Here is a 26,220-nt window from a genome sequence, read left to right on the forward strand (position 1 = left end):
AACCCCTCTCCCGCGGGGAGAGGGGCTTCTATTCCTTCTCCGCCTCGTGGGTAGAAGAGCAGCTTCTTTCCTTCTCCACTTGGGAGTGGGAGCAGCTTCTATTTCCTTCTCCCGTCGGGAGAAGGTGGCGCGTCAGCGCCGGATGAGGGTACGGGCGCCCGACGCTGCATCACGCCTCATTCCCTAGCATCACGCCTCATTCCTGTACCCGACGCTTTCCGACGAAGGCGACCGAAGTTCCTGCACCAGCAGAGCTCGCAGCGTCCGTCGGCAGGCACGTCTCAACCTGCGGTCCCCGGCGCAAAACAGTCTCAACGTTCATACCAAACCCCTGAACGCAGAAGGCGACCGCATCGCTGCAGTCGCCTTTGTTGATCGCTTGACGCGTGCGGTTTACACAGCCACGTCAGGCAGCATCCGTGGCATCGAGGTCGCCGCGCCTTCCACCTCGGTGGAGCGCGCCGCGTAGCGGGTGGCAAAGCGCACGTGGGTGATGAAGCTTGCCCCCGGCGACTGCGCCAGCGAGGCGACCAGTGCGCCGTTGAAGGCGTCGCCGGCACCGGTGGTGTCCACCGTCTGCGCGCTTTCGGCGCCCACGCGGTAATGCGCGGCAGTGTCGCCGCGCAGCTGTTCGTCGGCGTGCGAAATGAAGGCGCCCACCGCGCCCAGCGTGACCACCACGGTCCCGCCCGGCAGCAACTTGCGGCACAGCGAGTGCAGCGTGTTGCCATCCAGCGCCGCGACATCGTCGGCATTGATGCGCTCGCCGACGTGACGGCCGAGCAGGGCGGCGAATTCGGTTTCGTTCGGGGTCAGCACGTCCGACAGCTTGAGCAGGCCGATCGAGGTCGGCGCATTGGCGGGCGCGGCGTTGAGCACGGTCAGCACGCCGCATTCGCGTGCAAGCGCCAGTGCCGATTCGACGGTTTCCGCCGGCGATTCCAGCTGTGCCAGCAGCACGCGTGCCGAGGCCACCAGCGCGCGCTGGTTGTCGACAAAGGCCGCACTCAGCACCGAGTTGGCGCCGGCACCGATCACGATGGTGTTGCGGCCGTGACCATCCACATAGATACCACCGGTGCCGGTGGGCTCGTTGCTGGGCTCGGCGATCAGCGCAAAGCCGTCGTGTGCGGCCAGCGAGCGCGCCAGCGCGCCGCCTGCATCGTCGCCCAGCGCGCACAGGAAATGCGTCCTGGCACCGGCACGTGCGGCCGCGACCGCCTGGTTGAACCCCTTGCCACCGGGCCCGGTGCTGTAGCGGCCGGCGATGGTGGCACCCGGCGCCGGCAACACGTCGCAGCGCCACACGTGATCGACATTGAAAGACCCGACAACGACGACCGAACTCATAAATACCTGCTTGCTTGAATGACTTGAATGAAACGTGGCGTGCGGCGATTAGACCGTGACGCCGATGAACCCGCGCCGCCTCAACCGAAGTGCGAGAGCACCCCGGCAATGGTAGCGGTCATGAAGGTGGCGATCGAACCGCCGAGCACCGCACGCAGGCCGAATTTGGCCAGATCGTGACGACGTTCCGGCGCCAGCCCGCCAATGCCGCCGATCTGGATCGCGATCGAGCTGAAGTTGGCAAAACCGCACAGGGCATACGTGGCAATCAGGCGGCCTTCTTCGCTCAGGCTCACGCCGGCCACCTGGCCCTTCACGATCTGCGACAACTCGGTGTAGGCGACGAACTCGTTGATCACCACCTTCTGGCCGATCAACGAACCGACCGTGGTCGCGTCCGCCCAGGGCGTGCCGATCACCCAGGCAACCGGCGCCAGCACATAACCGAAGATCGTCGACAGGTTGGTCGGCCGGCCCAGCGCGGCAGCCGCGCCGGTGACCTCGCCCAGCCAGGTCAGCGGTGCGTTGATCAAGGCGATCAGCGCGATGAAGGCCAACAGCATCGCACCGATGTTCAGCGCCAGGCGCAGGCCGTCTCCGGCTCCGGCCGCCGCCGCGTCGATGATGTTGCTGGTGGTCTTTTCCACTTCCATCTTGACCGTGCCGCGGGTCAGCGGGGTGCCGGTTTCCGGCACCAGCAGCTTGGCCACCACCAGGGTGGCGGGTGCGGCCATGATGCTGGCTGCAAGCAGATGCTTGGCATAGAACGCCTGCTGCGCGGGGTCGCTGCCGCCGAGCATGCCGACGTAGGCGGCCAGTACGCCGCCGGCGATATGCGCCATGCCGCCGATCATCATCGTCAGCAGTTCGGACTGGGTCATCTTGGGGATGTAAGGGCGCACCGTTAGCGGAGCTTCGGTCTGGCCGATGAACACGCTGGCGCACACGCTGGTGGTTTCCGCGCCGGACACGCGCATCACCTTGGTGATTGCCCATGCCATCGCCCGCACCACTACCTGCATCACGCCCAGGTGGTAGAGCACGCCCATCAGCGCAGAGAAGAAGATGATGGTGGGCAGCACCTGGAACGCGAAGATGAAGCCGTAGCTTTCGATGTTCATCAGGCTGCCGAAAATGAAGGTGGAGCCTTCATTGACGAAGCTCAGCACCTTCACAAAGCCCTTGCCCAGCGAATCGAACACATCGCGTCCGCCCGGCACCAGCAGCACCAGCGAGGCGAACGAGATCTGCAGCAGCAGGCCGGTGCCGACCAGCTTCCAGTCGATCGCGCGGCGGTTGCTCGAAAACAGCCAGGTGATGCCGATGAGCACCGCCAGACCGAACAGGCCGAAACCGATCCTTCCCAAACCTTCGACCATTCCAATCCCCGGGGCTGCTGACGGCAAAACGAGAAGCCTAGAGCAGGGGGTGTCGGCGGGCAAGGCGAGCGGCATTCAGACGGCCGTCACAGGCTTGCGCACAGCCCCGGCCCGGTAAACTGCGCAAGCCGGTCCGGGGCAGGTGCCCCGGAGGTTGCAGGAGTTCGCCATGCTTTACCGTCGTCTGGGTTCCACCGGGCTGCAGCTGTCGGCGTTGTCGTTCGGGGCCTGGGTCACCTTCGGCAAGCAGATCGGGCGCGGCGAAGCGCGCAACCTGATCGCTGCGGCCTGGGACAACGGCATCAATTTCTTCGACAACGCCGAGGTCTATGCACGCGGCCGCGCCGAAGAGGTGATGGGCGATGTGATCGCCGATCTGCGCCTGCCGCGCGACGGCTACTGCGTGTCGAGCAAGGTGTTCTTCGGTGCGGTGGACAGCCCGCGCCCGACCCAGCGCGGGCTGTCGCGCAAGCACGTCACCGATGCCTGCCACGCCGCGCTCAAGCGCCTGCGCGTGGACTATCTGGATCTGTATTTCTGCCACCGGCCCGACCCGGACACGCCGGTCCAGGAAACCGTGCGCGCCATGGACGCGCTGATCCGCCAGGGAAAGGTGCTGTATTGGGGTACCTCCGAGTGGAGTGCCGACCAGGTGCACGCGGCCATCGCCATCGCCGAGCAGGAGCACCTGCATGCGCCGGCGATGGAACAGCCGCAGTACAACCTGCTGCATCGCCAGCGGCTGGAACACGAGTACGCGCCGCTGTGCGGGCGCGGACTGGGCACCACCATCTGGTCGCCGCTGGCCTCGGGCCTGCTCACCGGCAAATACAACCAAGGCGTGGGCGCGGACAGTCGTCTGGGCCAGCCCGGCAACGCCTGGTTGCAGGCAGAGGTGTTGGGGGCAGCGGAGTCGCGCCGTGTCGAGCGCGCACGCGCGTTCTGCGCGCTGGCCGCCGAACTGGGCCACGCGCCCGCTCAGCTGGCCATCGCCTGGTGCCTGCGCAACCCGCACGTGTCCAGCGTCATCCTCGGTGCCAGCCGGGTCGCGCAGCTGGAAGAAAACCTCGGCGCCCTGGAGACGCTCGCGCAGATGGATGCAGCCGGATGGGAGCGGGTGGAGGCAGTCACACTTTGACGCATGGCACCACTATCGATTGATCCGGTCAATTGAGAACTATGAGTTGATGTAAAGATCCAGCCATTCAGATGGGAATGGCTCTTGATCATTAAATGAGAATGGTTATTATTTGTCTGGCCAACCGACTGGAGATCCAGATCATGACCGCTCATCCCGTGCTGCTCCGCTCCGAACCGGTCAACCTGCGCGACCGCGCCGCGCCGCGTGCCGTGCCTGCCGAAGACCTCATCAGCAGCGAGGCGCTGCTCAAGGGCCGCCGCGAAGTGCTGATCCAGCATGGCGACCGTGTGTATCGCCTGCGCCACACCAGCAACGACAAGCTCATTCTCACCAAGTAACCCTGGCAGCGCGCCCGGCTGCGCCCACCACGCGGGCGCGGCCGGACGACGCTGAAGGCAGGACAGGCGCGCCCTCGGGCTAGTGTCCAGGGCACCGCTGCAACAGCAGCGCTTCACTGCTATCGATTTGCACCAACGCACCCGCTGACGGGTGCAGCATCACCGCTGCGGGCGCTGCCGCCGCCGTCCGCCATTCCGTTCTCCCTCGGTTGCCGCATGCGGCGTATCGCCGCGCGCAAGGTCCGGGGTCTCCCACAAAGGTTCTTGAATGATCCGCCTGCATCCGCTGGTGGCCGCGCTGTCGCTTGCGCTGCCTGCAGTTCCGTTGTGTGCCCATGCTGCCGACGCAGATGCTGCCGGCGAGTCGGCGCGTGAAGTGCACGATTTCGACCGCCTGCAGGTCACGGCCACGCGCACCCAACGGGCGTTGGTCGACGTGCCGGGCACGGTGGACGTGATCGACCGCGAGCAGCTGGACAACCAACTGGTGCGCGAACTCAAGGACTTGTTTCGCTATACGCCCGGTGTGTCGGTCACCACCAACAGCGGCCGTTTCACCGGTGCCAGCGGCATCCGCGTTCGTGGCCTGGACGGTAACCGCGTGGCGATCCTGGTCGACAACGTGCCGGTATCGGACACCTTCGCGTTTGGCAGCTATCTCAATGCCAACCGTAACTTTGTCGATCTGGAAACGCTCAAGCGCGTGGAAGTGGTGCGCGGGCCGGCCAGCGCCTTGTACGGGTCCGATGCGCTGGGCGGCGTGGTGGCCTTCGTCACCAAGGATCCATCCGATTATCTGAGCGACGATACGTCCAGCTACGTCGGCCTAAAGTTCGGCTACGAAGGCGACTGGAACGGGCTGTTTGCCGGCGCCACCGGCGCTTTCGGCGGCGAGCGCTGGAGCGGGATGGTGGCCGTTGCGCACCGTCAGGGCCAGGAGGCGCAAAACCAGGGCGACATCCGCAGCCGCGATTTCACCCGCACTGCGGCCAACCCGCAGCAGGTCGACGGACGCAGCGTGCTGACCAAGCTGGTGTATGCGCCAAGCGCACGACAGCGTTTCAAACTCACGGTCGAAGGCAACGAAGACTACGGCAGCATCGATGCGCTCAGCAGCATCGACACGCGCTCGCCAAGCGCATCGTTGCGCATCCTGTCGCAGGAGGGGCGCGACCATCAGACCCGTGCGCGGGTGTCGCTGCGGCACGAGATCGATGCGCTGGATTCCGCACTGGCCGACGATCTGCAGTGGCAGATGTATCGCCAGGACAGCGAGAGCCTGCAGCGCACCAACGAGTTACGCGGCAACAACACCCGTCGCCATAACGAACACACCTTCGATCAGCGTGTTTACGGCCTGCTGGTCAACGCCCACAAAGCCATCGACACCGGCACGCTTCGCCACGAAATCACCTATGGCCTGGACGGCACCTGGACCGACACGCGTGCCAAGCGCGATGGCTATTCGGTCAACCTCGCCAATGGGGCAGTCACCAATCGGGTCGGCCAGGACGTGTTTCCGGTACGCGATTTCCCGACCAGCGAAACCACCAAGCTCGGGTTGTATGCGCAGGACGAAATCGGCCTGATCGATGGCCGCCTGTCGCTGACGCCGGGCGTGCGCGTGGACTATTTCCGGCTGTCGCCGCAGGTGGACGACATCTTCCGCGAGGACAATCCCGGCGTTGCCGCCGCGACCATCGACCAAACCCAGGTCTCGCCCAAGTTCGGTGCGGTGTGGCGGTTCTCCGACGCATGGTCGGCGTACGCCAACTACGCGCATGGCTTCCGCGCGCCGCCGTACAACGACGTCAATATTGGCTTCACCAATCTGCAGGGGCGCTATACCGCCATCGCCAACCCCGACCTGAAAGCGGAAACCAGTCGCGGTGGCGAACTGGGGCTGCGCTTCAACGACGCGCTCGGTTATCTCGGCCTGGCGGTGTACTACACCGATTACCGCGATTTCATCGAGTCCAATGCGCCAGCCGGGGTCAACGCCGACGGTTTCATGGTGTTCCAGTCGCGCAACGTGGACGATGTGGTGATCAAGGGCGCAGAGGCACGCGGCGGCCTGGATCTCGGGGTGCTGGCCGGCTGGCAGGGCTGGTCGTTGAACAGCGCGGTTGCCTATTCGGAAGGCGACAACCTGACCGACAACACGCCGCTCAACTCGGTAGACCCGCTGCGCGGCACGCTCGGCGTGGCCTTCGACTGCGACAGCTGGGGCGCCGAGCTGATCGGCAGCTTCGTCGCGCGCAAGCGGCGCCCGCAGTTGGCCAGCTATTACACCCCGGCCGGCTACGCCACGCTGGACCTGATGGGGCACTGGGAGTTCGCACCCGGCGCCAGGCTCACCGCCGGCCTCTTCAATCTGGCCGACCGCCGCTATGTGGACTGGAATGCACTGCCCAACGGCACGCTGGCCGGCAGCACGGTGGTGGACCGCTTCACCGGCGCCGGGCGTACCGCCGCGGTCAGCCTGGCCGTGAGCTGGTAGCGGCCATGCCCATCGCCCGCACACCGCTTGTGTCGTCGCATGCACGCGCTACCGCTACGGCGCTGCCGCGTCCGCCGCAGTTGTCGGCGTTGGGCACGGTGCTGTGCCTGTACCGCCCTGCGCTGGGCAATGAACTCGATGGCTGGCAGCACGCGGTCGATGCGGCCGCCTTGCGACAGGTCGATAGCGAGGGCGTGCGCGAGAGCGTGTGGTTCTTCGATGCCGACGGTCACTGCTGCTGGCGGTTGTACCTGTTGCCGGACAGCGACTTCCTGAGTTGGGACCGGCTGGTTTCGCGCTTGCCGCCCGTACCGGACGACACCCAGGGCCTGGGCGTGGGCGAGCGCCTGTGGCGGCGGCTGGCCGGACGCATGCGCGGCGAGAGCTGGCGGTTGAGCGCGCTGCGGTTGCACCCGGCCGGCGGGCGCGCGCAACCCCTGGCGGCGAGCCTTGCGACCGTGTCGGCGTTGGGGGCGGAGGTCGCCGCACGGCTTGCGCGGGAAGAAGGCATCGACGGTCGCGTGGCCGTGGACGATTGCTGCTGCGCGCGCGCTGCCTCGTCGCGCGCGGCGCAGGCCGACGCGCGCGGGGCCGATTCCACCGCCATGACCGCTGCGCTGCTGCGCCTGCGCCGCTGACATCTTCGTCTTCACCACCGAGAGCTCCGATGAGTCGATTCGTCCCCCCTTGTCTTGCCCTGACCCTGAGCCTGTTACCCGTGGTCGCCACTGCAGCGACAGATGCCGAGCGCGATCGCCAGAGCATCCTGGCGATGCAGGGCGAGTACGCGGTGGATTTCGCCTTTGACGAAACCGTGTTGCTCAAGCCCGGCTACGAGCGCGCCTCGGCGATGCGCAGCGGTGCAAGCGAGGTGGTCATCGTGGTCGAGGACAGCCCGCGCAAGATCGTGTTGCAGCACCTGCTGGTGGACGAGAAGACCAAGCACGTGACCAAGCACTGGCGGCAGGACTGGGTCTATCAGGCGCCGCAGCGGTTCGAGTTCAGTGCGGACCAGACCTGGCAGGTACGTGCGGTGCCGGCCGCCACGACCACCGGTGCGTGGACCCAATGTGTGTTCGAGGTCAGCGATGCGCCACGCTATTGCGGTACCGGCCGCTGGGACTACGCCGATGGCCACCCGACCTGGACCAGTGACTTGAGCTGGCGCCCGTTGCCGCGCCGCGAGTACACCAAGCGCAGCGACTACAACGCGCTGTCGGTGATCAACCGGCATACCCTCACGCCCAATGGCTGGACGCACGAACAGTTCAACACCAAGGTGCTGCGCAAGCCCGACGGCAGCCAGGAAGCGATCGCACGCGAGTTCGGCTTCAACGACTACCGCAAGACCACCGAGGTCGATTTCGCTCCGGCCTATGCCTACTGGAAGGGCACGCAGGATTACTGGGCCAAGGTGCGTGCACGCTGGGCCAGATTTCTGGACACACCGCCGGGCCTGCACCTGAAGACCAAGCCCGATGGCATGGCGATGATCATGCCGATGTTCGAGCAGGCCGAAGCTGTGCAAGCGGGCAAGCGGATCAAGGACGCGCAGATCGATGCAGTGTTCGCGCAATGGGTGGAAGCGGCGAACTAGCCAGCCCAGGTTGTAGGAGCGCACCACGGCGCGACGTGGCATTCCCGACACGCCCATCGCGCCGCGCCCTGGGACGCGGCTGCGAGATCGCGCCCTGGTGCGCTCCTACGGGCGAGGCGGGGGCTGGTTGCTCAAAGGGCCATTACTCCTTGAACATCAAAAACGCCGCCACCAGGATCAGCCCGAATGCGGCCCAATGATTCCATTTCAGCGACTGGCCCAGGTAGAACGTCGAGAACCCGGCAAACACCAGCAGCGTGATCACTTCCTGCATGCCCTTGAGCTGCGGCGCCGAATACACCGCGCTGCCCAACCGGTTGCCCGGCACCTGCAGGCAGTATTCGAAGAACGCAATGCCCCAGCTGACCAGGATCGCGATCATCAGCGGGGTGCTCTTGTACTTCAGATGCCCGTACCAGGCGAAGGTCATGAATACATTGCTGGCGAGCAGCAACAGGACCGGATACAGGTAGGCAGTGAACGACGCGGTGGGCATGACGGCAGACGGCAGCGACGGGGCCGGCAGCATAAGCCAGACCCGTTAAGCGCACGCGACCGTTCCGATGAGCCCGGCAGGCAGGCTGAGGCTGCTCAGGGACAGCCCGACATGGCTGCATGCAGCCCAGTCAGGCATCAACCCCGGCTGCGCATCGCCGCCGCCGGGACAGAGCCGCTAGCGTTGCATGCCCCAGCGTCGCACGGTGAGCCGCTCGATCGCCTGGAACACCACGCCCTCCACCAGCAGGCCCAGCACGATCACCATGGCCAGGCCGGCAAACACCTTGTCGGTGTAAAGCTCGTTGCGGTTCTGGAAGATGTACCAGCCCAGCCCGCCCTGACCGGAGGTGGCGCCGAACACCAGCTCGGCGGCGATCAAGGTGCGCCAGGCGAACGCCCAGCCGATCTTCAGGCCGGACAGGATCGCCGGCAGCGCCGCCGGAATCAGCAGCTGCGCCACATAGCGCGGCCCACGCAAGCCGTAGTTGCGGCCGGCCATGCGCAGCGTGTCGGGCACCGCCTGAAAACCGGCGTAGGTAGTCAGCGCCAGCGGCCACAGCACCGAGTGCACCAGCACGAACACCAGGCTGCCGGTGCCCAGCCCGAACCACAGCAGGGCCAGCGGCAACAGCGCGATGGCCGGCAGCGGGTTGAACATGGCGGTGAGTGTGCCGAGCACGTCGCGGCCCCAGCGGGTGGAGGCGGCCACGGCGGTCAGCAGGAATGCCGACACCACGCCGAGCAGATACCCCTGCGCCAGCACCCGCAGCGAAGCGCCCACCCGGCGCAGCAGTTCACCCGACAGCAGGCCGTCGTAGAACGCGCGGGCAGTCTGCACTGCGCTCGGCAGCATCAGATCGTCGCCGACCACGCGCGCGGCGACCTCCCAGACCGCTCCAAGGACCAGTAGCACCACGGCCTTGCGCAGCCAGGCCGGCGCCTGCCATCGGATCGGCGTAGCGGCGGTCAACAGGGCTGGGTCCAGTGGCTGCAGCGTCAATTCGTATTCCGCGCGCACCGGTGGAATCGGCGGCAACGTGGTGGCGGGCGAGCGGCTCATGGCAGCGCCTCACGCTGCAGTGGGGCAGTGCGACGCAATGGCGCCACCTTGTCGTTGTCCAGGGTGTCGTCGGGCAGATCGAACAGCAGCCGGTGAATCCGTTGCGCGGTCTGCTGAAACGCCACGCTACCGGCGCTATGTGGCCCGAAGGCATGCGCGTTGAGCTCGGCGCGCACCTGGCCGGGGTGCGGCGACAGCAGCAGCACACGGTTGCCGACCACCAACGCCTCTTCGATGGAATGAGTGACGAACAACAGCGTGAAGCGCGATTGTTCCCAGAGCTCCAGCACCTGCTCCTGCATGCGCGAACGCGTCAGCGCATCCAGTGCCGCGAAGGGCTCGTCCATCAGCAACACGCGCGGGCGCATCGCCAGCGCGCGCGCAATGGCGACGCGCTGCTTCATGCCGCCGGACAAGGTATGCGGGTAGGCCTCGGCAAACGCGCTCAGCCCGACCTGGGCCAGACTCTCGTCCGCCCGTTCGCGTGCTTCGGCGCGCGACAGCGTGCGCGCCGCCCGCAGGCCGAAGATCACGTTGTCGCGCACGGTCTTCCAGGGCGCCAGCTGATCGAACTCCTGGAACACCACCACCCGATCCGGCCCCGGTCCGGTTACCGCCTGTCCGTCCAGACGGATCTGCCCCTCGCGCGGGCCGACGAAGCCGGCCACCGCCTTGAGCAGGGTGGATTTGCCGCACCCCGATGGCCCCAGCAGCACGAAACGGTCGGCTTCATGCACATCGAAGCGCACCCGATGGGTGGCGCGCACCACCCGCTGGGCGGACGCGTATTCCAGGCTGACATGATCGACCTGCAGCAAGGGCGTGCTCATCGCTCAGCTCCCGCCCGCAACCAGCGGGTCGTCGAAGAAATAGTCGCTGACCTTGGCCGGTGCCTGCTTGATCGCCCCGCTGTGCTGCATGAACTTGCCCAGCTTCAACGTGTTCTGCGGTGCCACGGTGAACTGCACCTCGGGGTCCTTGAGGATCTGCAGCACCAGCGCGCGGTCGATCCCCGAGCCATTGCGGCGCAGGAAGATATCCGCCGCCTGATCCGGATGCGCGGTGACGAACTTGGCTGCCTGGTCCAGTGCGGCGACGAAGGCGCGATAGGTCTTGGGATTGTCGCGGCGGAATTTTTCGGTGGCGTACAGCACCGTCGCCGACGAGGGGCCGCCCTCGATGTCGTAGGAACTGGTCACGATATGCGCGGCCGGGTTGCGCGCCAGCTCCTGCTCCTGGAACGGCGGGCTGGCGAAATGCGCGGTGATTTCGGTGCGGCCACGGATGATCGCCGCCGCCGCATCCGGGTGCGGCAACGCCACCTGCAGCGGATCGAGCTGATGGGTGCCCTTGTCGCCCCAGCGCTGTTGCGAGGCATGCTGCAGAAAACGCGACTGCACCGACACGCCGGTGGCAGGCACCGCAATGCGGTCCTGCGGGGTGAAATCACCGATGCTCCTGATGCGCGGGCTATTGCTGATCAGGTAGTACGGAAAATTGCCCAGCGAGGCCACCCCACGCACATTCTGCCGGCCGCGCGTGCGGTCCCAGATGGTGAACAACGGTCCCACGCCGGCACCGGCGATATCGATCGACCCGGTGAGCAACGCATCGTTGACCGCTGCGCCACCGGAGAGCTGCAGAAACTGCACGTCGATCTCGACACCGGCGGACTTGCCCTGCTGCTCGATCAACTTCTGGTCCTGCGCCACATCCAGCAGCAGATAGACGATGCCGAACTGCTTGGCGATGCGCAGCTTGCCTTCGGCCTGCGCCTGCGGGCTGTGCAGCAGCGGCAAGGCGGCCAGAAACAGCAGCGCGATGGGCCGCAAAAAGCGTCGGCGCTGCGAAGGTGCGTGAGAAGTGACAGTCAAACGCATGCGGCGCTCCGGTCGATGAGGGGAGAGGGCAGGCGCGCGCTCAGAACGGCGCATCGCCTTCGATGGTGGTGCGGTTGAGACGGCGACGCAGGTGATCGGGCGTACCGGCGGCCAGATGCATGACCGAGCGGTTGTCCCAGAACACCATGTCATGCGGCTGCCAGCGATGCCGGTACACCAGCGCCGCGCGCGTGCTGTGCGCAAACAAGGTCTGCAACAGCGCCCGGCTTTCGTCCTCGGGCAGGCCGACGATGCGGGTGGTGAAATGCTCGCTGACGAACAACGCTTTCTGGCCGGTTTCCGGATGCGTGCGCACCACCGGGTGCTGCACGGGCGTCACTTCGGCAATTTGCTCGGGCGTCAGTGCCGGCCGCCACGGATTGCGCGCGCGCAGCTCTTCGTATTTGGCCAGATAACTATGTTCGGCGCGCAGGTCCTGCACCGTGCGCTTGAGCGCGTCGGGCAGCGTTTGCCACGCCAGGTGCTGGTTGGCGAAGAGGGTATCGCCACCCTCGCTTGGCAGCTCCTGCGCGTGCAGCAGCGAGCCCAGGCTCGGAGTCTCCTTGTAGGACAGATCCGAGTGCCAGTAATGCCCGGCATCGCCCAGGCCGATCGGCTCGCCGTTTTCCTTGATGTTGGACACCACCAGCACTTCCGGGTGCCCGCGCAGCTGGAAATTGCGCAGCACATGGATCTGCAACGGACCGAAGCGACGGCTGAAATCCACCTGCTGCGCCGGTGTGATGCGCTGATCGCGGAACACTAGCACGTGGTGATCCAGATGCGCCCGATGGATGCGCGCGAACGTAGCCGCGTCCAGCGGTTGCGACAGATCCAGCCCGATCACCTCTGCGCCCAGTGGCGCATCGAACGGCACGATCCGCACGCCTGACGCAGCCGCGGTGGTGGCATCAGCGCGCGGCGGTTGCACACGCGCGGCGGAACGACTGCTGGCCATGACCTTGGCACCTCGACAACGGCAAAGACCGCCAACGGCGACCGGACTGGTCACTCTAGGCAGTCACGCCGTCGCTGCGAACGTACGATTGGCAAGGTGCTTATGCGCTGCGGGCATATGAAATGCGCCACCCACATCGTGCTTCGCCCGCCGCAGATACCGTTGCGCCGATTCCCGCGTTGCCGTCTGACGGCGTAGCACATGCCGTCGTCAGCCAGCACGGCGTGCCCGCGCGCCGAGAGCGGTCGCAGAACGGAGCGCGCACCGCCAGACAGGCGCGGACGGCGCGCAGGAATCGCTGTGTACCAGGGGTACATGCGAATCCCGAACACCGGCCGCGCCCGCCTGGGGTCTGCGCAGCAGTCTTGTTGGCTGCTGCTCTTATTCGCTGCGCAACGCCAACGCCGGTGGCGTGGACAGGATGCGACGGGTGCCTGACCAGCCGGCCAGCAGGCTCAGGGCGAGCCCGAATGCGCCGCCCAGCAGCAGACGTGGCCAGTCCGGTGCCAGTGCGATCTCGAAGGCCTGTTGTCCGACCAGCGCGCCGATCACCGCCGCCGCCGTCACCGCCAGCCCCGCCGCCAGCAGCCCCAGTGCACCAAATTCCACCAGCACTGCGCCACGTAGCTGCCCGCGGCGCGCGCCAAGCGTGCGCAGCACGGCACTGTCGTAGCGGCGCTCGCCGGCGGTGGCCTGCAGCGCCGCCAGCAGCACCAGCACACCGGCGAGCAGGCTGAAGCCCATCACCAGTTGCACCGCCTGTGCCACCTGGTCGATCACTTCGCGCACGCGGCCCAGGATGGCATCGATATCCAGCACCGAGATGTTGGGGTAGTCGCGGCTCAGCGACGCCAGTCTGGGGGCACTGCCGGGCGGCAGGTGGAAGGCGGAAATCAGGTTGTACGGCGCATCGCCGACTGCGCCCTCATTGAGCAGCAGGAAAAAGTTGACCCGGAACGAATCCCAATCGGCCTTGCGGATGCTGGTGACGGTAAAACTGCGTTGCTGTTCGCCCAGCAGCAAGGTGATGCGGTCGCCGAGTTTGAGCTGGTAGCGCTGTGCCCAGCCTTCTTCCACCGAGGCTTCCGCTGCAGTGCTGTCGGCTGCCCAGAACTTGCCCTGCAACAGCGTATTGGCCGGCGGAAATGCATGCCGCCAGGAAAAATTGACCGGGCGGTTGTCGCCGTCGCCATCGTCGGCCGGGTCGCGGTCGCCGCGCACCGGCGGCTTGTCGTTGATGGCGACCAGGCGTCCGGTGGAAAACGGCTCCACCGCTGCGTTGTCCACGCCCAGGCCGCGCAATGTCTGCAGCACCGGCTCGGTCTGCTCGGGCTGGATGTTCATCAGGAAGTAGTTCGGGGTGTCCGCAGGCAGGCGGTCGCGCCATTGGCCGAGCAGGCCGGGGCCGACCACGGCCAGCAGCAACAGCGCGCACAACGACAGCGACAGCCCGACCAACTGCACCACACTTAGCCCGCGTCGCCGTGTCAACGAGGCGAGGCCCAGCTTCCAGGCACCACGCAGGCGGTGCTGGATCGGCCGCAGCAGCGCGAGCAGGCCAAGGCCCATCGCCATCGCCACCAGCGCTAGCGCCGCCAGCCCGCCCAGCACCCAGCCAGCCAGCACCAGGTTGCCGGTGGCATACACGGTCAGCGCCAGCGTCGCGGCCAGGGCTGCGCCATACACCAGCAACGAGCTCGGCGGCACGGCGGCAAAACTGCGGTTGAGCACGCGCATCGGCGGCACGTTGCGCAGCCGCAGCAGCGGCGGCAGGCCGAAGCCCAGCAACAGGGTCAGGCCGATGCCCGCACCGGCCAGCGCAGGGGTAGCCTGCGGCAGCGGCAGGCGGTTCGGAATCAGGCTGCCGAGTGCCTGCACCAGGCCTTCCTGCGCCAGCATGCCCAGCCCGATGCCGACCAGGCAGGCCGGAATGGCGGTCAGCAGCAGCTGCAGCGACAGCATCGCCAGGATGTCGCGCTGCTTCGCGCCCAGGCAGCGCAGCACTGCCACGGTGTCGATACGCCGCATCGCAAACCGGTTGGCCGCCAGTGCGGTCGCCACGCCGGACAACAGCACCGCCAACAAGGCCGACAAGGCCAAAAAGCGGCCGGCACGATCGAACGCCGCACGCATGCCGCGCTGGGTGTCTTCGATACCGACCAGGCGGTACTCGCTGGCACGCGGCTTCAGCCAGGCGCGCAGGTCGGCGATGGCATCCGGCGCACCAGCGAACATCAACCGGTAGGAGGCACGGCTACCCGGCCCGAGCAGGCCGGCACCTTCGATATCGGCACGATTGACCAGCAACGGCGGCGACAGCTGCATCAGCTCGCCGGAGGCATCCGGTTCGGCGCGCAGCACGCCGGTGATGGTCAGGTGGCCGGCGCCGAATTCGAGTTGCTCGCCCACGCGCAGGCCCAGCGCCTCGAGCAGGCGCGGGTCGGCATAGGCCTGGCCCGGCGGCGGGGCGCTGGCAACGCTGCCCTGCGTGCCGGCGACATCCCTCGACACCAGCAGCTGCCCACGCAGCGGGTAACCTGCGCCAACGCCGCGGATATTTGCCATCTGGCTGGCATCGCCATGGAACAGCACGCTGGGGAAGCTGACCATGCGCGTGCTCTGCAGGCCACGTCGCTGCGCTTCTTCGGCGAAGTCGGCCGGAATCTCCTGGCGGCCGGTCACGCCCAGATCGCCGCCGAGCACCTCGGCCGCGCTGGAGGTCAAGGCGAGCGTCACCCGGTCGACCAGCGTGCCGACGGCGGTCATTACCGCAACGCCCAGCACCAGCGCAGCGAACACGGTAAGCAGGTCGCCGGCCAGGAACTCGCGGCGTACCGCGCGTGCGGCTTGTCGCAGCACGTTCATGCGGCCGGACCGGTCTGTGCGTGCAGGCGGCCGCTGTCGATGCGGTAGATGTGCTTGCAGCGCTGCGCCAGGGTCATGTCGTGGGTGACCAGCACCAGGGTGGTATCGCTGGTGGCATTAAGCGCGAACAACAGGTCGCTGATCTGTGCGCCGGTGGCCTGGTCCAGGCTGCCGGTGGGTTCGTCGGCGAACAGGATGCGCGGGCGGGCCACGAATGCGCGCGCCAGCGCCACGCGTTGCTGCTCGCCGCCGGACAGCTGGCGCGGGTAATGGCGCGCACGCGCACTCAGGCCCACCGCTTCCAGCACTTCGCGCACCCGCGCCGGGTCTTCGCGCCCGGCCAGTTCCAGCGGCAGCGCGATGTTTTCTTCGGCGGTCAGCGCCGGCAACAGGTGGAAGCTCTGGAACACGAAGCCCACTTCGCGGGCGCGCAGGGCGGCGCGGGCTTCTTCGTCCAGCTGGCCCAGGTCCTGGCCCGACAGCGCGATGCTGCCGCGGCTGGGCAGGTCCAGTCCGGCCAGCAGGCCGAGCAGGGTGGTCTTGCCCGAACCGGAGGCGCCGACGATGGCGATGCTGTCGCCTTCACTGACCGTCAAGCTCACGTTGTCGAGGATGTGGAGTGTTCCCTCCGGTCCGCTGACGGACTTGCCGACCTCGCGGACGTCGATGGCGGTGCGGGTGCTGGAGCGGGGGGCCAGACTGTCGATGAGGAATCTCCGAATGCGTGAAAGAACACTGCGATATGGCGTGCTGGCCCTGTGGCTGCTGGCACTGTCCCTGCTTGCGCCGGGGATTGCCTCTGCCAAAAGTCCGGCCACCACGGCACCGATCCTGGTCGTTGGCGACAGCCTGAGCGCTGCGCACAACATTCCGGTGCAGTCCGGCTGGGTGACCTTGCTGGACCAACGCCTGAAGCGTGACATGGCGACGCCACCGGCGGTCGTCAATGCCAGCATCAGCGGCGAAACCACCTCCGGTGCGCTGACCCGGTTGCCCGGCCTGCTGGAAAAACACCGTCCCGGCGTGGTGGTGATCGAGCTGGGCGGCAACGACGCGCTGCGCGGCCTGACCCCGGCCCAACTCAAGGGCAACCTGGAAAAGATGATCCAGCTCAGCCAACGGGCCGGTGCCAAGGTGCTGTTGCTGGGCATCGACGTACCGCCCAACTACGGCCCGGCCTACCGCGAGCGCCTCAAGGCCACCTACGCAGACCTGTCGAAACAGTACACCACCGCGCTGGTGCCGTTCTTCCTGGAAAAGGTGGCATTGCAGCCGGGGCTGATGCAGAACGACGGTCTGCATCCGACCGCCGCAGCCCAGCCCAAGGTGCTGGAGACGGTGTGGCCCGCGCTGCGTCCGCTGCTACCGCGCTAGACCCTGCGCGTCACAAAGCGTTATCCGGTCTTCACGTTCTTTCCACCGCCGATCCGGCATGTTTCACAAAGCTGAAGACCGAGGAAAGTCCATGCGTCAGACCAAGGAAACGTCCGGCCTCGTGCTGGTCGTCGAAGACAACCGCAATATCTCCGAAATGATCGGCGAATACCTGGAAGGCCGTGGCTTCGAGGTCGACTATGCGCAGGACGGACTCGACGGTTACCGTCTGGCCGCCGAGAACAGTTACGACGTGGTCGTGCTGGATCTCATGCTGCCACGCCTTGACGGTATCGAAGTGTGCCGCCGCCTGCGTAACGACGCACGCAAGTCCACCCCGGTGTTGATGCTAACCGCCCGCGACACGCTGGACGACAAGCTCACCGGCCTGGGCTTCGGCGCCGACGATTACCTGACCAAGCCCTTCGCGATCCAGGAACTGGAAGCACGCTTGCGTGCCCTGATCCGTCGCGAGCGCCGCCAGGTGGGCTCGGAAGTGCTCAAGGTCGCCGATCTGGTACTGGACCCGGTGAGCATGCGCGCCACCCGTGCCGGCACCGAGCTGCAGCTCTCGCCGATCGGTCTGCGCCTGCTGACCATCCTGATGCGCGAGTCGCCGCGCGTGGTGACCCGCCAGGAAATCGAGCGCGAAATCTGGGGCAATGGCTTGCCGGATTCGGACACCCTGCGCAGCCATCTGTACAACCTGCGCAAGATCATCGACAAGCCGTTCGACCGCCCGCTGCTGCACACCGTGCAGAGCGCCGGCTACCGCATCGCCGACATCGCCCAACCGATGGCCTGATGTCCTGGCCGGCCGCCGTCTGGCGGCCGGCCAGTCCTGTAGGCGCTCGCGCGCCGCTCGTTCTCCCGTGCTGCCGGCTGGCTACACGACGGACTCACGGAAGCGTTGCCTATACTCCGGCGCTCTCCCCTGGATGCAGCAATGCCACACGGGCTCCCGCGAAAAATACGTCTTGCCTTCCTGCTACAGGTCGCGCTGGCGAGCCTGGCGATCGTGCTGGGCGGGTACCTGATTTCGCTTGTCATTAAATACAGCCTGGTGCGCACGGTGCTCGCCGACGAGGCTGTGCATTTCTGGCAGATGCACAAGAGCGCACCGGACAATCGGCCGCCGAATACACGCAACATCCAGGGATATTTCGCACCTGCCGGCGCTGGCGACCAGGCCATCCCGCGCGCGCTGCAGACCTTGTCGCCGGGCTTCAGCGAAGTGGCCGCCGCCGACGCGCTGGTCTATGTGGACCAACATCCGGAAGGGCGCTTGTACCTGGTCTTCCCGCGCTCGCGTGCGGCGCATCTGACCCTGTGGTTTGGGGTGGTGCCGGCGATCATCGTGTTGCTGGGGATCTATGGCGTGTCCTGGTTCACCTACCGCGTCTCCAAGCGGCTGGTGTCACCGATCAGCTGGCTTGCGCTGCGGGTGTCGCATTGGGATCCGCGCAACCCGGATGTCGACGAACTTTCGCCGGAACGCCTGCCCGCAGAGTTGCAGGGCGAAACCCGGCAGCTGGCTGCTGCATTGCATGCGCTGGGGCTGCGGGTCAGCGAGCATGTCGCACGCGAACGCAACTTCACCCGCGACGCTAGCCACGAACTGCGTACACCGCTGACGGTGATTCGCGTCGCCACCGACATGGCACTGGCCGACGACGAGCTGTCACAGCGCACCCAGCGCAGCCTGCGCCGGATCCAGCGCGCCGGCCGCGACATGGAAGCGGTGATCGATGCCTTCCTGATCCTGGCGCGCGAAGCGGAGATCGACCCGCAGAGCGAGACCTTCGATGCGGCCGAGCTGGCCAGCGAAGAAGTCGAAAGTGCGCGCGAGCTGCTCGGCGACAAGCCGGTGTCCCTGCGCATGGTGGGTGACCGCAGCCTGCAGATGTTCGCGCCGCCGCGGGTGATGCGGGTGGTACTCAGCAATCTGCTGCGCAACGCCTGCGCCTACACCGACACCGGCAGCATCGAGGTCGAGGTGACACAGGACCGCATCGTGGTACGCGATACCGGCATCGGCATGAGCGATGAAGCACGTGCGCGGGCATTCGAGCCGTTCTTCCGCGCCGACCCCACGCGCCCGCAGGGCACCGGCCTCGGTCTGTCGATCGTGCGGCGCTTGTGCGACCGCTTTGGATGGCGGATCGAGCTGGAAAGCGAGGCCGGGCAGGGGACCTCGGTGGCCGTGGTGGTTGCCTGACACTGGCGGCCTGCCCGCAGGCAGGGCATCAGTGTCGGCTGCCTGGCGGGATTGATCGGAACGGCTGCGCGGCGAAGGGCCTTCTGCGTCCACGTTGCAGCTTGCCGTTGCGATCGACGCATTGGCGGCGCGCCCTGGCCAACGGCCGCGCCACTGGTCCGAGCGGGATCACTCAGCGGTGACTACGGTTCCAGCACCGGGGCGACGGCCTTGCGCCAGATCGCGTAACCATCGGCGGTCATGTGCAGCATGTCCTCGCGAAACAGCTCCGGACGTGGCTTGCCGGCGGCATCGAGCATGGGCGTGTAGACATCCACGTAGTCCACCCGCGGCAGTGGCGCCAGTGCCGCCTTGATCAGGCGATTGGCGGTGATCACCGCCGGCAGCAATTGCGCGCGCGAGGGGCTGGGCTTGATCGACAGATAACTGATGCGCGCCTCGGGCAGGTCGCGGCGAACGCGGGTGACGAAGGCCAGCACATCGTCGCGCACCTGCTCGGGCGTACGGCCGCTGTTGAGATCGTTGTCGCCGGCATACAGCACCACCTGGCGTGGTGCGTACGGGATCACGATGCGGTCGGCATACCAGGTGCTGTCGCGGACTTCCGAGCCGCCAAAACCGCGGTTGATCACCGGGGCGCCGGGGAAATCCTGCGCCAGCGTTTCCCAGAAGCGGATCGACGAGCTGCCGACGAACACGATGCCGTGCCTGGGCGGCGGTTGGCGCGCGTCGCTGGCGGCGAAGCGCTGCATGTCCTGTTCCCATGCGGTATTGGACACCTGTGCGGGGACGGCCGGTGCCGCGTGCAGGGGCTGCGCATGCACCTGGCTGGACAGCAGCACGAGGGCGCACAGCAGTGTGCGCAAGTTGTGTCTGATCATGCGAGAAACCTGCAGTGATTGAGCGGGCTTGCCATGGTGCAGCAGTCTGCAAGCTGAGGGCAAACCGGACTGCGGCTGGCGATGCGCAGCGCCACGGTGCAAGATTCGCACTTTCCCCAGCAGCGACCATGCCATGCGTTTTCCCTGTCCTCAGACACGCCCTGCCGGGGCGCAAGCACCGACGCATGGCTGATCAACTGGGACACGTGCCGCGCGGCCCGCGCCGCATGCTCAAGGCAGCGATCTGGTCGTGGCAGGGCTTGCGCGCCGCGTGGTTGCATGAATCCTCATTCCGGCTCGAAGTGTGCCTGGCGACGGTCATGGCCCCGTTGGGCCTCTGGCTGGGGCAATCACCGCTGGAACGTATCGCGCTGATCGCGCCGTTGTTGATCGTGCTGGCCGCCGAGCTGCTGAATTCGGCCATCGAAGCGGTGATCGAGCGTTACGGCCCGGAGCATCACGTGCTGGCCGGGCGTGCCAAGGACATGGGCTCGGCCGCGGTGTTCCTGCTGCTACTCAACGTGCTGCTGTGCTGGGGATTGATCCTGTTGCCACGGCTGTTCTGAAGGCCTTCGGCAGCACAGGAGGAATTGTCCCGGAGCGATTGCAGGGCCGCGCGTCCACCGTCGATACGGCGACAGGTGCGGGTATGGAGACATGGCTGGATGGCGATGCCGGCGCGTCCGGTGATCGGGTCGGATGAGTGCCCGCCCGTCCGCTGCCTTTGGGGTGCCGACATCGGTGGCAACCCGCATCGCGGGCCTGGGCCAGAGTGAGCGCCGCTTTATTGCCAGCCAGTTACCGGCCGGGCGCTAGCCACCCGCGTACCGACCATCATTCGCGCTTGCCTGCTGCCGGCCTCTACAACGCAGGGCCGTTTCAGATGCGGGCATGTGCATGCGGGCTTGACCTGGCCCATGGCATGCTCGCGCCTTCTTTCAACGGAATCGCCTGCATGCCTGTCCTGATTCGCGCCCTGGTGTTGCTGATCCTGACCGCGTCGCTGTCCGGTTGCGGCTATAACGCGATCCAGCAGAAGGAAGAAGGCGTCAAGGCCGGTTGGTCGGAGGTGCTCAATCAATATCAGCGCCGCGCCGATCTGATTCCCAATCTGGTGCGCACCGTGCAGGGCTACGCGCAGCAGGAGCGTCAGGTGCTGACCGAGGTGACCAATGCGCGCGCACGGGTTGGTCAGATCCAGGTCAATGCCGATGACGAGGCCTCGTTGAAGCAATTCCAGCAGGCCCAGGGCGAACTCGGGAGTGCGCTGTCGCGGTTGCTGGTGGTCAGCGAAAACTATCCGCAGCTCAAGTCCGACCAGTCGTTCCGCGACCTGCAGGTGCAGCTGGAAGGCACCGAAAACCGCATCACCGTGGCGCGCGGCCGGTATATCCAGACCGTGCAGGACTACAACACCTACATCCGTTCGTTCCCGCAGGTGATCACCGCCAAGATCTTCGGCTACCAGCCCAAGCCGAATTTCAGCGTGGAGAACGAAGCGCAGATTTCGCGCGCCCCGCAGGTGGATTTCGGTAACCAGCCGACGCCGCAGCAACAGCCTGCACCGCAGCCTGCGCAGTAATCAGCAGCCCGCGCAGTAACCGCAAGCCGCTCTCCCGGCGGGAAAGGGGTTGGGGTGAGGGTACGGCGCGAAGCTTCTGTGTCTTCCAATTGCACGTGGCTCCGCTCGCACCCTCATCCGCCTCTCGCGGCACCTTCGAGAAGGGAACGACTGAGCTGTTTCACGGCGTCAAATCGACAAGAGTCTGCAAAACGCATTTGCAAACCGTGTATGAGCAGAATATGAGCCCCTCTCCCGTCGGGAGAGGGGTTGGGGTGAGGGTACGAGCGAAGCCTCTGTGTCGTCCAACTGCACTAGGCTTCGTTCCTGCCCTCATCCGCCCCCGTCTCCCGGTGGAAGCAGGGAACGACTGAATGTCAGTACGCATCAGGTAGGAGTTGGCAATGCGGCGAGCGTCTTTGAGAGTGGTGTGGATGATGGTGTTGCTGCTGCTGCCGGCATCGCTGCTGGCGCAGGATCTGGCTGCCATCCCGCCGCTGCGTTCGCCGGTCGTCGATGTCACCGGCACGCTGGATGCCGCGCAGATCCAGCAACTGGAGCAACAGGCGCTGGCCCTGCAGCAACGCAAGGGCGCGCAGTTGCAGATCCTGATCGTGCCGACCACCCAGCCGGAGTCGATCGAGCAATACACCCAGCGCGTATTCGACCAGTGGAAAATCGGCCGCAAGGGCGTGGACGACGGCGTGCTGCTGCTGGTGGCCAAGGACGACCGTCGCGTGCGTATCCAGCCCGGGTACGGCCTGGAGGGCGCCATCCCCGACATCGTGGCCAACCGCGTCATCCAGGAATATCTGGCACCGCGCTTTCGCGAGGGCGACTACGGCGGCGGTATCCGTGATGCAACGGCGACGCTGGCCGGACTGATCGAAGGCGAGGCGCTGCCGGCGCCGGTCAGCGGGCACGAGGGCGGTGCCGGCGCTGGCGCCAGTGGGGGCTGGATCATGGCGTTGTTCATCGGCTTCGTGGTGGCGATGGTGGCGCGCGGGATCCTTGGCGCGTTGCCGCGCCCGTTGCGTGCCGTGCTGACCGGAGTGGCCGCTGGTGGCGCGGCCTTGCTGTTCACCTCGTTGCTGTTCGCCAGCGCAGGCGCTGCGGTGATCGGGCTGTTGGCGGGGCTGGCCTCCGGCTCGCCGGGACGCTTCGTCGGCGGTGGCGGCTGGGGCGGTGGCGGCTTTGGAGGGTTCGGGGGCGGTGGCCGCGGTGGCTTTGGCGGCGGCGGCTGGGGTGGCGGCGGTGGATCATCGGGAGGCGGTGGCGCCTCGGGGAGCTGGTAATGCGACTGCTCAGGCATCTGTTCGCGCCCTCGGCGCAGCGTCGGTTTCCCGCCAGGTGCATGGAGACCATCACTGCCGCCGTGGCCGACAGCGAGCGCAGCCACACCGGCCAGATCATGGTGGCGGTCGAGGCGGACCTGCCGCTGGGGGCGCTGTGGCGCGGGCAAACGGCCCGCCAGCGCGCCGAGCAGGCGTTCGCGCAGCTGCGTGCCTGGGACACCGAAGGCAATAACGGCGTGCTGGTCTATCTGCTGCTGGCCGACCATGCCATCGAGGTGGTGGCCGACCGCGGCCTGCGCAGCCAGGTGCCGCAGGCGCAGTGGGACGAGGTGTGCCGGCGCATGCAGCAGTTCCTGCGCGAGGGGCAGTACGAGGTGGCGGTGCTGGCGGGTATTGAGGCAGTGACCGAGCTGCTGGTCGCTCACTTCCCGCGCGGCGCCGACGCGTCGCATGAAGACGAGCTGCCCAACCGGCCCCAGCTTTTAGGCTGAGCGCGTCCAAGGTGTCAGAATAGCGGCCTCGCTCTATGTGATCCGCGGTCCGCATGATCTATCTGCACGCCATCGACCCCATCGCCTTCTCGCTCGGCCCGGTACAGGTGCACTGGTACGGCTTGATGTATCTGGCGGCGTTCTTCTCGGCCTGGGCGCTGGGTCGCTCGCGCATCCTGCGCGGCCGCCTGCCCGGGGTAGACATGGACGGTTTTTCCGACCTGCTGTTCTACGGCATGCTCGGCGTGGTGCTGGGCGGGCGCATCGGCTACATGCTGTTCTATGCCTTCGAGACCTTCCTGGCCAACCCGCTGATCCTGTTCAAGGTGTGGGAAGGTGGCATGAGCTTCCACGGTGGCCTGCTCGGCGTGCTGATCGCCTGCTGGCTGTGGGCACGCAAGCACCGGCTGCATTTCTTCGATGTCATGGATTTTGTCGCGCCGCTGGTGCCGCTGGGACTTGGGTTCGGGAGGCTCGGCAATTTCGTCGGCGGCGAGTTGTGGGGCAAGTTCACGCAGGCTGGCTGGGGCGTGATCTTTCCGCATGCGCCGGAGCTTGCCGACCAGTTGCCGGCGCAGATCCAGGCGCAGTACGCCGCCGGCGCATTGAATCAGTTTGCACGCCATCCCTCGCAGCTTTACGAAGCGGCGCTAGAAGGCGTGGTGATGTTCGTGGTGCTGTGGGCGTTCTCGATGAAGCCGCGTGCCCGTTACGCGGTGTCGGGCCTGTTCGCGCTGCTGTACGGCGTATTCCGCTTCATCGTGGAGTTCGTGCGCGTGCCGGATGCGCCGATCGGCTACCTGGCCTTCAACTGGCTGACGATGGGGCAGATCCTGAGCCTGCCGTTGATTGCCGTGGGCCTGGTGCTGCTGGCGATGTCGCGCCGCGCGCCGGTGCTGCAGCCGATGGTTGCAGCACCGGCCACGGCGGAGGCGGTCAAGTGAGGCCGTATCTGGATCTGCTGCGGCATGTGCTGGAACACGGCGCCGAGAAGTCCGACCGCACCGGCACCGGCACGCGCAGCGTGTTCGGCTGGCAGATGCGCTTCGACCTCAACGACGGCTTTCCGCTGGTCACCACCAAGAAGCTGCATCTGCGCTCGATCATTCACGAGCTGCTGTGGTTCCTGCAGGGCGATACCAACATCGGGTATCTGAAAGACAACCAGGTGCGCATCTGGGACGAATGGGCCGACGCCAATGGCGACCTGGGTCCGGTGTACGGCAAGCAATGGCGACGCTGGACCGGCCCGGACGGCGTCGAGATCGATCAGATGCAATGGCTGGTGGACGAGATCAAGCGCAACCCGGATTCGCGCCGGCTGGTGATCAGCGCCTGGAATGTGGGCGAATTGCCGCAGATGGCGCTGATGCCGTGCCACAGCCTGTTCCAGTTCTACGTGGTGAACGGCAAGCTCAGTTGCCAGCTGTACCAGCGCAGTGGCGACATTTTTCTGGGCGTGCCGTTCAATATCGCCAGCTATGCGTTGCTGACCCACATGGTGGCGCAGGCCACCGGCCTGGGTGTGGGCGATTTCGTGCATACGCTGGGCGATGCGCATCTGTATTCGAATCACTTCGAACAGGCGCGCGAGCAGCTGACGCGCACACCGCGCGCGCTGCCCAGCTTGCGCCTGAATCCGGAGGTGACCGACCTGTTCGCGTTCCGCTTCGAAGACATCGCCATCGAAGGCTACGACCCGCATCCGGCGATCAAGGCGCCGGTGGCGGTATGAAGGGCCGGGACCCGGGACCCGGGACCCGGGGCGCGCGAACGGCGACTGCAACTGCAATTGCAACGACCGGCAGTGCTGCGAACGTTACGGATGCGGCGGACCCGGCGTTGGGCGGCACCTCGCTTTCCGGGTCCCGGGCGTCCCATCCGCGCATTTCGCTGATCGTCGCCCTCGACCGCAACAACGCCATTGGCCGCGACAACGACTTGCCGTGGAAATTGCCCGATGACCTCAAGCGCTTCAAGGCGCTGACGTTGGGCAAGCCGATCCTGATGGGACGCAAGACGGCGCAGTCGTTGGGACGTGCGCTACCGGGGCGGTTGAACCTAGTGCTGACGCGCTCGGGGCACGTGCCGTTCGAGGGCATGCAGGCGGTGGCATCGGTGGAGCAGGCCATCGAACGTGCCGCGCAAGAGGGCGCGCAGGCGCTGTGCGTGATCGGTGGCGGGGAGGTGTATCGGCTGACCTTGGAACATGCCGATCTGCTGGCAGTGACCGAAGTGGATACCGTGGTCGCCGGCGCCGACACGCATTTCCCGCCGATCGATCCCGCCGTGTGGGAACCGGTCCAGCGCCAGGCGCATGCGGCCGACGAGCGCCATGCGTTTGCGTTCGAGTACGTGGACTACCGGCGCCGCTGAGCCTTGGCCGTTGCGCTGCGATCTCGCTGTTGCAGCATGCGCGCCTAGCCGTGCCGATCGCTCGGCACCGTCATCCTGCGCCGGGCAGGCGCACCTCTGCCGGAGCGCGTGTTAACGACCAGTTCGCCCTGCGCGATCAGCCGTGCACGCACGACGTTGCGGCTGACTCCCAACAGTGCAGCTGTCCTGACCTGATTCTGGTCGCAGTGCCGATAGGCCGCACGGAACAGCTGCTCTTTGACCGTTGCGTGCAATGCGGCGTCGCCTGTCTCGAACGGTCTGGCAAAGGCCCGTGCAAGCAGCGCCTGGCCATCCGCGGGCGGCTCGTCACCGAGACGGGAGGGCAGGCGCTGTGGCGACAGCTGGATGTCCTCGGCGCGGACCACGCCGTCGCGGTGCATCAGCAAGGCGTGGTGGATGACGGGGCGAACGTGCGTCGCGCGATACGCGCGATTGCG

At 66.5% G+C, this 26,220-nt stretch carries 26 protein-coding genes and 1 other RNA gene; 15 read left to right on the forward strand and 12 right to left on the reverse strand.

Annotated features, from left to right (window positions below; genetic code table 11):
• Positions 1-393 precede the first annotated feature (393 nt).
• Both ACCQ10_RS04495 and ACCQ10_RS04500 read right to left on the reverse strand, forming a co-directional pair.
• Entirely contained in the window at positions 394-1,350 is a 957-nt protein-coding gene (locus ACCQ10_RS04495) for a ribokinase (protein WP_039565492.1), read from the reverse strand.
• An 80-nt stretch (positions 1,351-1,430) separates the two neighbouring features.
• Positions 1,431-2,729 (reverse strand): NupC/NupG family nucleoside CNT transporter, encoded by a 1,299-nt coding sequence (locus tag ACCQ10_RS04500; protein ID WP_039408521.1) that lies wholly within the window; start codon positions 2,727-2,729, stop codon positions 1,431-1,433.
• A gap of 154 nt (positions 2,730-2,883) precedes the next feature.
• Here ACCQ10_RS04500 and ACCQ10_RS04505 point away from each other — a divergent pair, with 154 nt between their 5' ends.
• The 5 genes from ACCQ10_RS04505 (at position 2,884) to ACCQ10_RS04525 (ending at position 8,305) form a co-directional block, all read left to right on the forward strand.
• Positions 2,884-3,867: a potassium channel beta subunit family protein gene (locus tag ACCQ10_RS04505; protein ID WP_372363057.1), complete on the forward strand. Its 984-nt coding sequence runs from the start codon at positions 2,884-2,886 to the stop codon at positions 3,865-3,867.
• Between the two features lie 101 nt (positions 3,868-3,968).
• Positions 3,969-4,208, forward strand: coding sequence for a hemin uptake protein HemP (hemP, locus tag ACCQ10_RS04510; RefSeq protein WP_024938306.1), 240 nt, complete (start codon positions 3,969-3,971; stop codon positions 4,206-4,208).
• Positions 4,209-4,476: 268 nt separating this feature from the next.
• Positions 4,477-6,708, forward strand: a complete 2,232-nt coding sequence (locus ACCQ10_RS04515; protein ID WP_372362357.1) for a TonB-dependent hemoglobin/transferrin/lactoferrin family receptor — start codon at positions 4,477-4,479, stop codon at positions 6,706-6,708.
• A gap of 5 nt (positions 6,709-6,713) precedes the next feature.
• Positions 6,714-7,346: a ChuX/HutX family heme-like substrate-binding protein gene (locus tag ACCQ10_RS04520; protein WP_372362358.1), complete on the forward strand. Its 633-nt coding sequence runs from the start codon at positions 6,714-6,716 to the stop codon at positions 7,344-7,346.
• A gap of 29 nt (positions 7,347-7,375) precedes the next feature.
• Positions 7,376-8,305, forward strand: coding sequence for a DUF6607 family protein (locus ACCQ10_RS04525; RefSeq protein WP_372362359.1), 930 nt, complete (start codon positions 7,376-7,378; stop codon positions 8,303-8,305).
• Positions 8,306-8,447: 142 nt separating this feature from the next.
• On the opposite strand, the gene ACCQ10_RS04530 is transcribed toward ACCQ10_RS04525, so the two are convergent.
• The 8 genes from ACCQ10_RS04530 to ACCQ10_RS04565 all read right to left on the reverse strand — a co-directional run bounded on the left by ACCQ10_RS04530 (position 8,448) and on the right by ACCQ10_RS04565 (position 16,162).
• The gene (locus tag ACCQ10_RS04530; protein ID WP_039408585.1) at positions 8,448-8,801 is read right to left on the reverse strand and encodes a DMT family protein; all 354 of its coding nucleotides are present in this window, start codon (positions 8,799-8,801) and stop codon (positions 8,448-8,450) included.
• Positions 8,802-8,978: 177 nt separating this feature from the next.
• A complete protein-coding gene (locus ACCQ10_RS04535) occupies positions 8,979-9,863 on the reverse strand; it encodes an ABC transporter permease (protein ID WP_372362360.1) in 885 nt (294 codons plus the stop codon).
• Entirely contained in the window at positions 9,860-10,693 is an 834-nt protein-coding gene (locus ACCQ10_RS04540) for an ABC transporter ATP-binding protein (protein ID WP_372362361.1), read from the reverse strand. The genes ACCQ10_RS04535 and ACCQ10_RS04540 overlap by 4 nt, the downstream gene beginning before the upstream one ends.
• 3 nt (positions 10,694-10,696) lie before the next feature.
• Entirely contained in the window at positions 10,697-11,743 is a 1,047-nt protein-coding gene (locus ACCQ10_RS04545; RefSeq protein ID WP_372362362.1) for an ABC transporter substrate-binding protein, read from the reverse strand.
• Between the two features lie 40 nt (positions 11,744-11,783).
• The gene (locus ACCQ10_RS04550) at positions 11,784-12,701 is read right to left on the reverse strand and encodes a TauD/TfdA dioxygenase family protein (RefSeq protein ID WP_372362363.1); all 918 of its coding nucleotides are present in this window, start codon (positions 12,699-12,701) and stop codon (positions 11,784-11,786) included.
• Between the two features lie 243 nt (positions 12,702-12,944).
• Positions 12,945-13,018: non-coding RNA, sX9 sRNA (locus tag ACCQ10_RS04555), on the reverse strand.
• A gap of 64 nt (positions 13,019-13,082) precedes the next feature.
• Positions 13,083-15,566: an ABC transporter permease gene (locus ACCQ10_RS04560; protein WP_372362364.1), complete on the reverse strand. Its 2,484-nt coding sequence runs from the start codon at positions 15,564-15,566 to the stop codon at positions 13,083-13,085.
• On the reverse strand, positions 15,563-16,162 hold the full coding sequence (locus tag ACCQ10_RS04565; protein ID WP_039565510.1) for an ABC transporter ATP-binding protein: 600 nt from the start codon (positions 16,160-16,162) through the stop codon (positions 15,563-15,565). The genes ACCQ10_RS04560 and ACCQ10_RS04565 overlap by 4 nt, the downstream gene beginning before the upstream one ends.
• A gap of 109 nt (positions 16,163-16,271) precedes the next feature.
• Here ACCQ10_RS04565 and ACCQ10_RS04570 point away from each other — a divergent pair, with 109 nt between their 5' ends.
• The 3 genes from ACCQ10_RS04570 (at position 16,272) to ACCQ10_RS04580 (ending at position 19,158) form a co-directional block, all read left to right on the forward strand.
• A complete protein-coding gene (locus ACCQ10_RS04570) occupies positions 16,272-16,940 on the forward strand; it encodes an arylesterase (protein ID WP_039408554.1) in 669 nt (222 codons plus the stop codon).
• 91 nt (positions 16,941-17,031) lie between these two features.
• A complete protein-coding gene (locus tag ACCQ10_RS04575) occupies positions 17,032-17,745 on the forward strand; it encodes a response regulator transcription factor (RefSeq protein WP_002811889.1) in 714 nt (237 codons plus the stop codon).
• Positions 17,746-17,886: 141 nt separating this feature from the next.
• On the forward strand, positions 17,887-19,158 hold the full coding sequence (locus ACCQ10_RS04580) for a sensor histidine kinase (RefSeq protein ID WP_372362365.1): 1,272 nt from the start codon (positions 17,887-17,889) through the stop codon (positions 19,156-19,158).
• A gap of 182 nt (positions 19,159-19,340) precedes the next feature.
• Here the strand turns inward: ACCQ10_RS04580 and ACCQ10_RS04585 are convergent, their stop codons facing one another.
• On the reverse strand, positions 19,341-20,039 hold the full coding sequence (locus tag ACCQ10_RS04585; protein WP_372362366.1) for an SGNH/GDSL hydrolase family protein: 699 nt from the start codon (positions 20,037-20,039) through the stop codon (positions 19,341-19,343).
• Positions 20,040-20,224: 185 nt separating this feature from the next.
• Between ACCQ10_RS04585 and ACCQ10_RS04590 the strand changes: the two genes are divergently transcribed.
• From ACCQ10_RS04590 to ACCQ10_RS04620, 7 genes are all read left to right on the forward strand, one after another.
• A complete protein-coding gene (locus ACCQ10_RS04590; RefSeq protein WP_184552792.1) occupies positions 20,225-20,605 on the forward strand; it encodes a diacylglycerol kinase in 381 nt (126 codons plus the stop codon).
• A gap of 389 nt (positions 20,606-20,994) precedes the next feature.
• Entirely contained in the window at positions 20,995-21,621 is a 627-nt protein-coding gene (locus ACCQ10_RS04595) for a LemA family protein (RefSeq protein WP_372362367.1), read from the forward strand.
• A 383-nt stretch (positions 21,622-22,004) separates the two neighbouring features.
• Positions 22,005-22,895 carry a TPM domain-containing protein gene (locus tag ACCQ10_RS04600; protein ID WP_372362368.1) on the forward strand — a complete coding sequence of 297 codons (891 nt, stop codon included), beginning with the start codon at positions 22,005-22,007 and terminating at the stop codon, positions 22,893-22,895.
• On the forward strand, positions 22,895-23,386 hold the full coding sequence (locus ACCQ10_RS04605; RefSeq protein ID WP_184390594.1) for a TPM domain-containing protein: 492 nt from the start codon (positions 22,895-22,897) through the stop codon (positions 23,384-23,386). Before ACCQ10_RS04600 ends, ACCQ10_RS04605 begins: the two co-directional genes overlap by 1 nt.
• A 53-nt stretch (positions 23,387-23,439) precedes the next feature.
• A complete protein-coding gene (gene lgt / locus ACCQ10_RS04610; RefSeq protein WP_372362369.1) occupies positions 23,440-24,330 on the forward strand; it encodes a prolipoprotein diacylglyceryl transferase in 891 nt (296 codons plus the stop codon).
• The gene (locus tag ACCQ10_RS04615; protein ID WP_355607563.1) at positions 24,327-25,121 is read left to right on the forward strand and encodes a thymidylate synthase; all 795 of its coding nucleotides are present in this window, start codon (positions 24,327-24,329) and stop codon (positions 25,119-25,121) included. The genes lgt and ACCQ10_RS04615 overlap by 4 nt, the downstream gene beginning before the upstream one ends.
• A gap of 107 nt (positions 25,122-25,228) precedes the next feature.
• On the forward strand, positions 25,229-25,762 hold the full coding sequence (locus ACCQ10_RS04620) for a dihydrofolate reductase (protein WP_372362370.1): 534 nt from the start codon (positions 25,229-25,231) through the stop codon (positions 25,760-25,762).
• 44 nt (positions 25,763-25,806) lie between these two features.
• On the opposite strand, the gene ACCQ10_RS04625 is transcribed toward ACCQ10_RS04620, so the two are convergent.
• Positions 25,807-26,169 carry a hypothetical protein gene (locus ACCQ10_RS04625; protein ID WP_372362371.1) on the reverse strand — a complete coding sequence of 121 codons (363 nt, stop codon included), beginning with the start codon at positions 26,167-26,169 and terminating at the stop codon, positions 25,807-25,809.
• Positions 26,170-26,220 lie beyond the last annotated feature (51 nt).

Origin of the sequence: Xanthomonas sp. NCPPB 1325, from assembly GCF_041477645.2 — a bacterium.
Taxonomy (GTDB): Bacteria; Pseudomonadota; Gammaproteobacteria; order Xanthomonadales; family Xanthomonadaceae; genus Xanthomonas; species Xanthomonas cannabis.

Coding starts and splice junctions, on each gene's coding strand:
- ACCQ10_RS04495 (WP_039565492.1), bottom strand. CDS start 1,350: ATGAGTTCGGTCGTCGTTGTCGGGTCTTTCAATGTCGATCACGTGTGG.
- ACCQ10_RS04500 (WP_039408521.1), bottom strand. CDS start 2,729: ATGGTCGAAGGTTTGGGAAGGATCGGTTTCGGCCTGTTCGGTCTGGCG.
- hemP (WP_024938306.1), top strand. CDS start 3,969: ATGGTTATTATTTGTCTGGCCAACCGACTGGAGATCCAGATCATGACC.
- ACCQ10_RS04515 (WP_372362357.1), top strand. CDS start 4,477: ATGATCCGCCTGCATCCGCTGGTGGCCGCGCTGTCGCTTGCGCTGCCT.
- ACCQ10_RS04520 (WP_372362358.1), top strand. CDS start 6,714: ATGCCCATCGCCCGCACACCGCTTGTGTCGTCGCATGCACGCGCTACC.
- ACCQ10_RS04525 (WP_372362359.1), top strand. CDS start 7,376: ATGAGTCGATTCGTCCCCCCTTGTCTTGCCCTGACCCTGAGCCTGTTA.
- ACCQ10_RS04530 (WP_039408585.1), bottom strand. CDS start 8,801: ATGCCCACCGCGTCGTTCACTGCCTACCTGTATCCGGTCCTGTTGCTG.
- ACCQ10_RS04535 (WP_372362360.1), bottom strand. CDS start 9,863: ATGAGCCGCTCGCCCGCCACCACGTTGCCGCCGATTCCACCGGTGCGC.
- ACCQ10_RS04540 (WP_372362361.1), bottom strand. CDS start 10,693: ATGAGCACGCCCTTGCTGCAGGTCGATCATGTCAGCCTGGAATACGCG.
- ACCQ10_RS04545 (WP_372362362.1), bottom strand. CDS start 11,743: ATGCGTTTGACTGTCACTTCTCACGCACCTTCGCAGCGCCGACGCTTT.
- ACCQ10_RS04550 (WP_372362363.1), bottom strand. CDS start 12,701: ATGGCCAGCAGTCGTTCCGCCGCGCGTGTGCAACCGCCGCGCGCTGAT.
- ACCQ10_RS04560 (WP_372362364.1), bottom strand. CDS start 15,566: ATGAACGTGCTGCGACAAGCCGCACGCGCGGTACGCCGCGAGTTCCTG.
- ACCQ10_RS04570 (WP_039408554.1), top strand. CDS start 16,272: ATGAGGAATCTCCGAATGCGTGAAAGAACACTGCGATATGGCGTGCTG.
- ACCQ10_RS04575 (WP_002811889.1), top strand. CDS start 17,032: ATGCGTCAGACCAAGGAAACGTCCGGCCTCGTGCTGGTCGTCGAAGAC.
- ACCQ10_RS04580 (WP_372362365.1), top strand. CDS start 17,887: ATGCCACACGGGCTCCCGCGAAAAATACGTCTTGCCTTCCTGCTACAG.
- ACCQ10_RS04585 (WP_372362366.1), bottom strand. CDS start 20,039: ATGATCAGACACAACTTGCGCACACTGCTGTGCGCCCTCGTGCTGCTG.
- ACCQ10_RS04590 (WP_184552792.1), top strand. CDS start 20,225: ATGGCTGATCAACTGGGACACGTGCCGCGCGGCCCGCGCCGCATGCTC.
- ACCQ10_RS04595 (WP_372362367.1), top strand. CDS start 20,995: ATGCCTGTCCTGATTCGCGCCCTGGTGTTGCTGATCCTGACCGCGTCG.
- ACCQ10_RS04600 (WP_372362368.1), top strand. CDS start 22,005: ATGCGGCGAGCGTCTTTGAGAGTGGTGTGGATGATGGTGTTGCTGCTG.
- ACCQ10_RS04605 (WP_184390594.1), top strand. CDS start 22,895: ATGCGACTGCTCAGGCATCTGTTCGCGCCCTCGGCGCAGCGTCGGTTT.
- lgt (WP_372362369.1), top strand. CDS start 23,440: ATGATCTATCTGCACGCCATCGACCCCATCGCCTTCTCGCTCGGCCCG.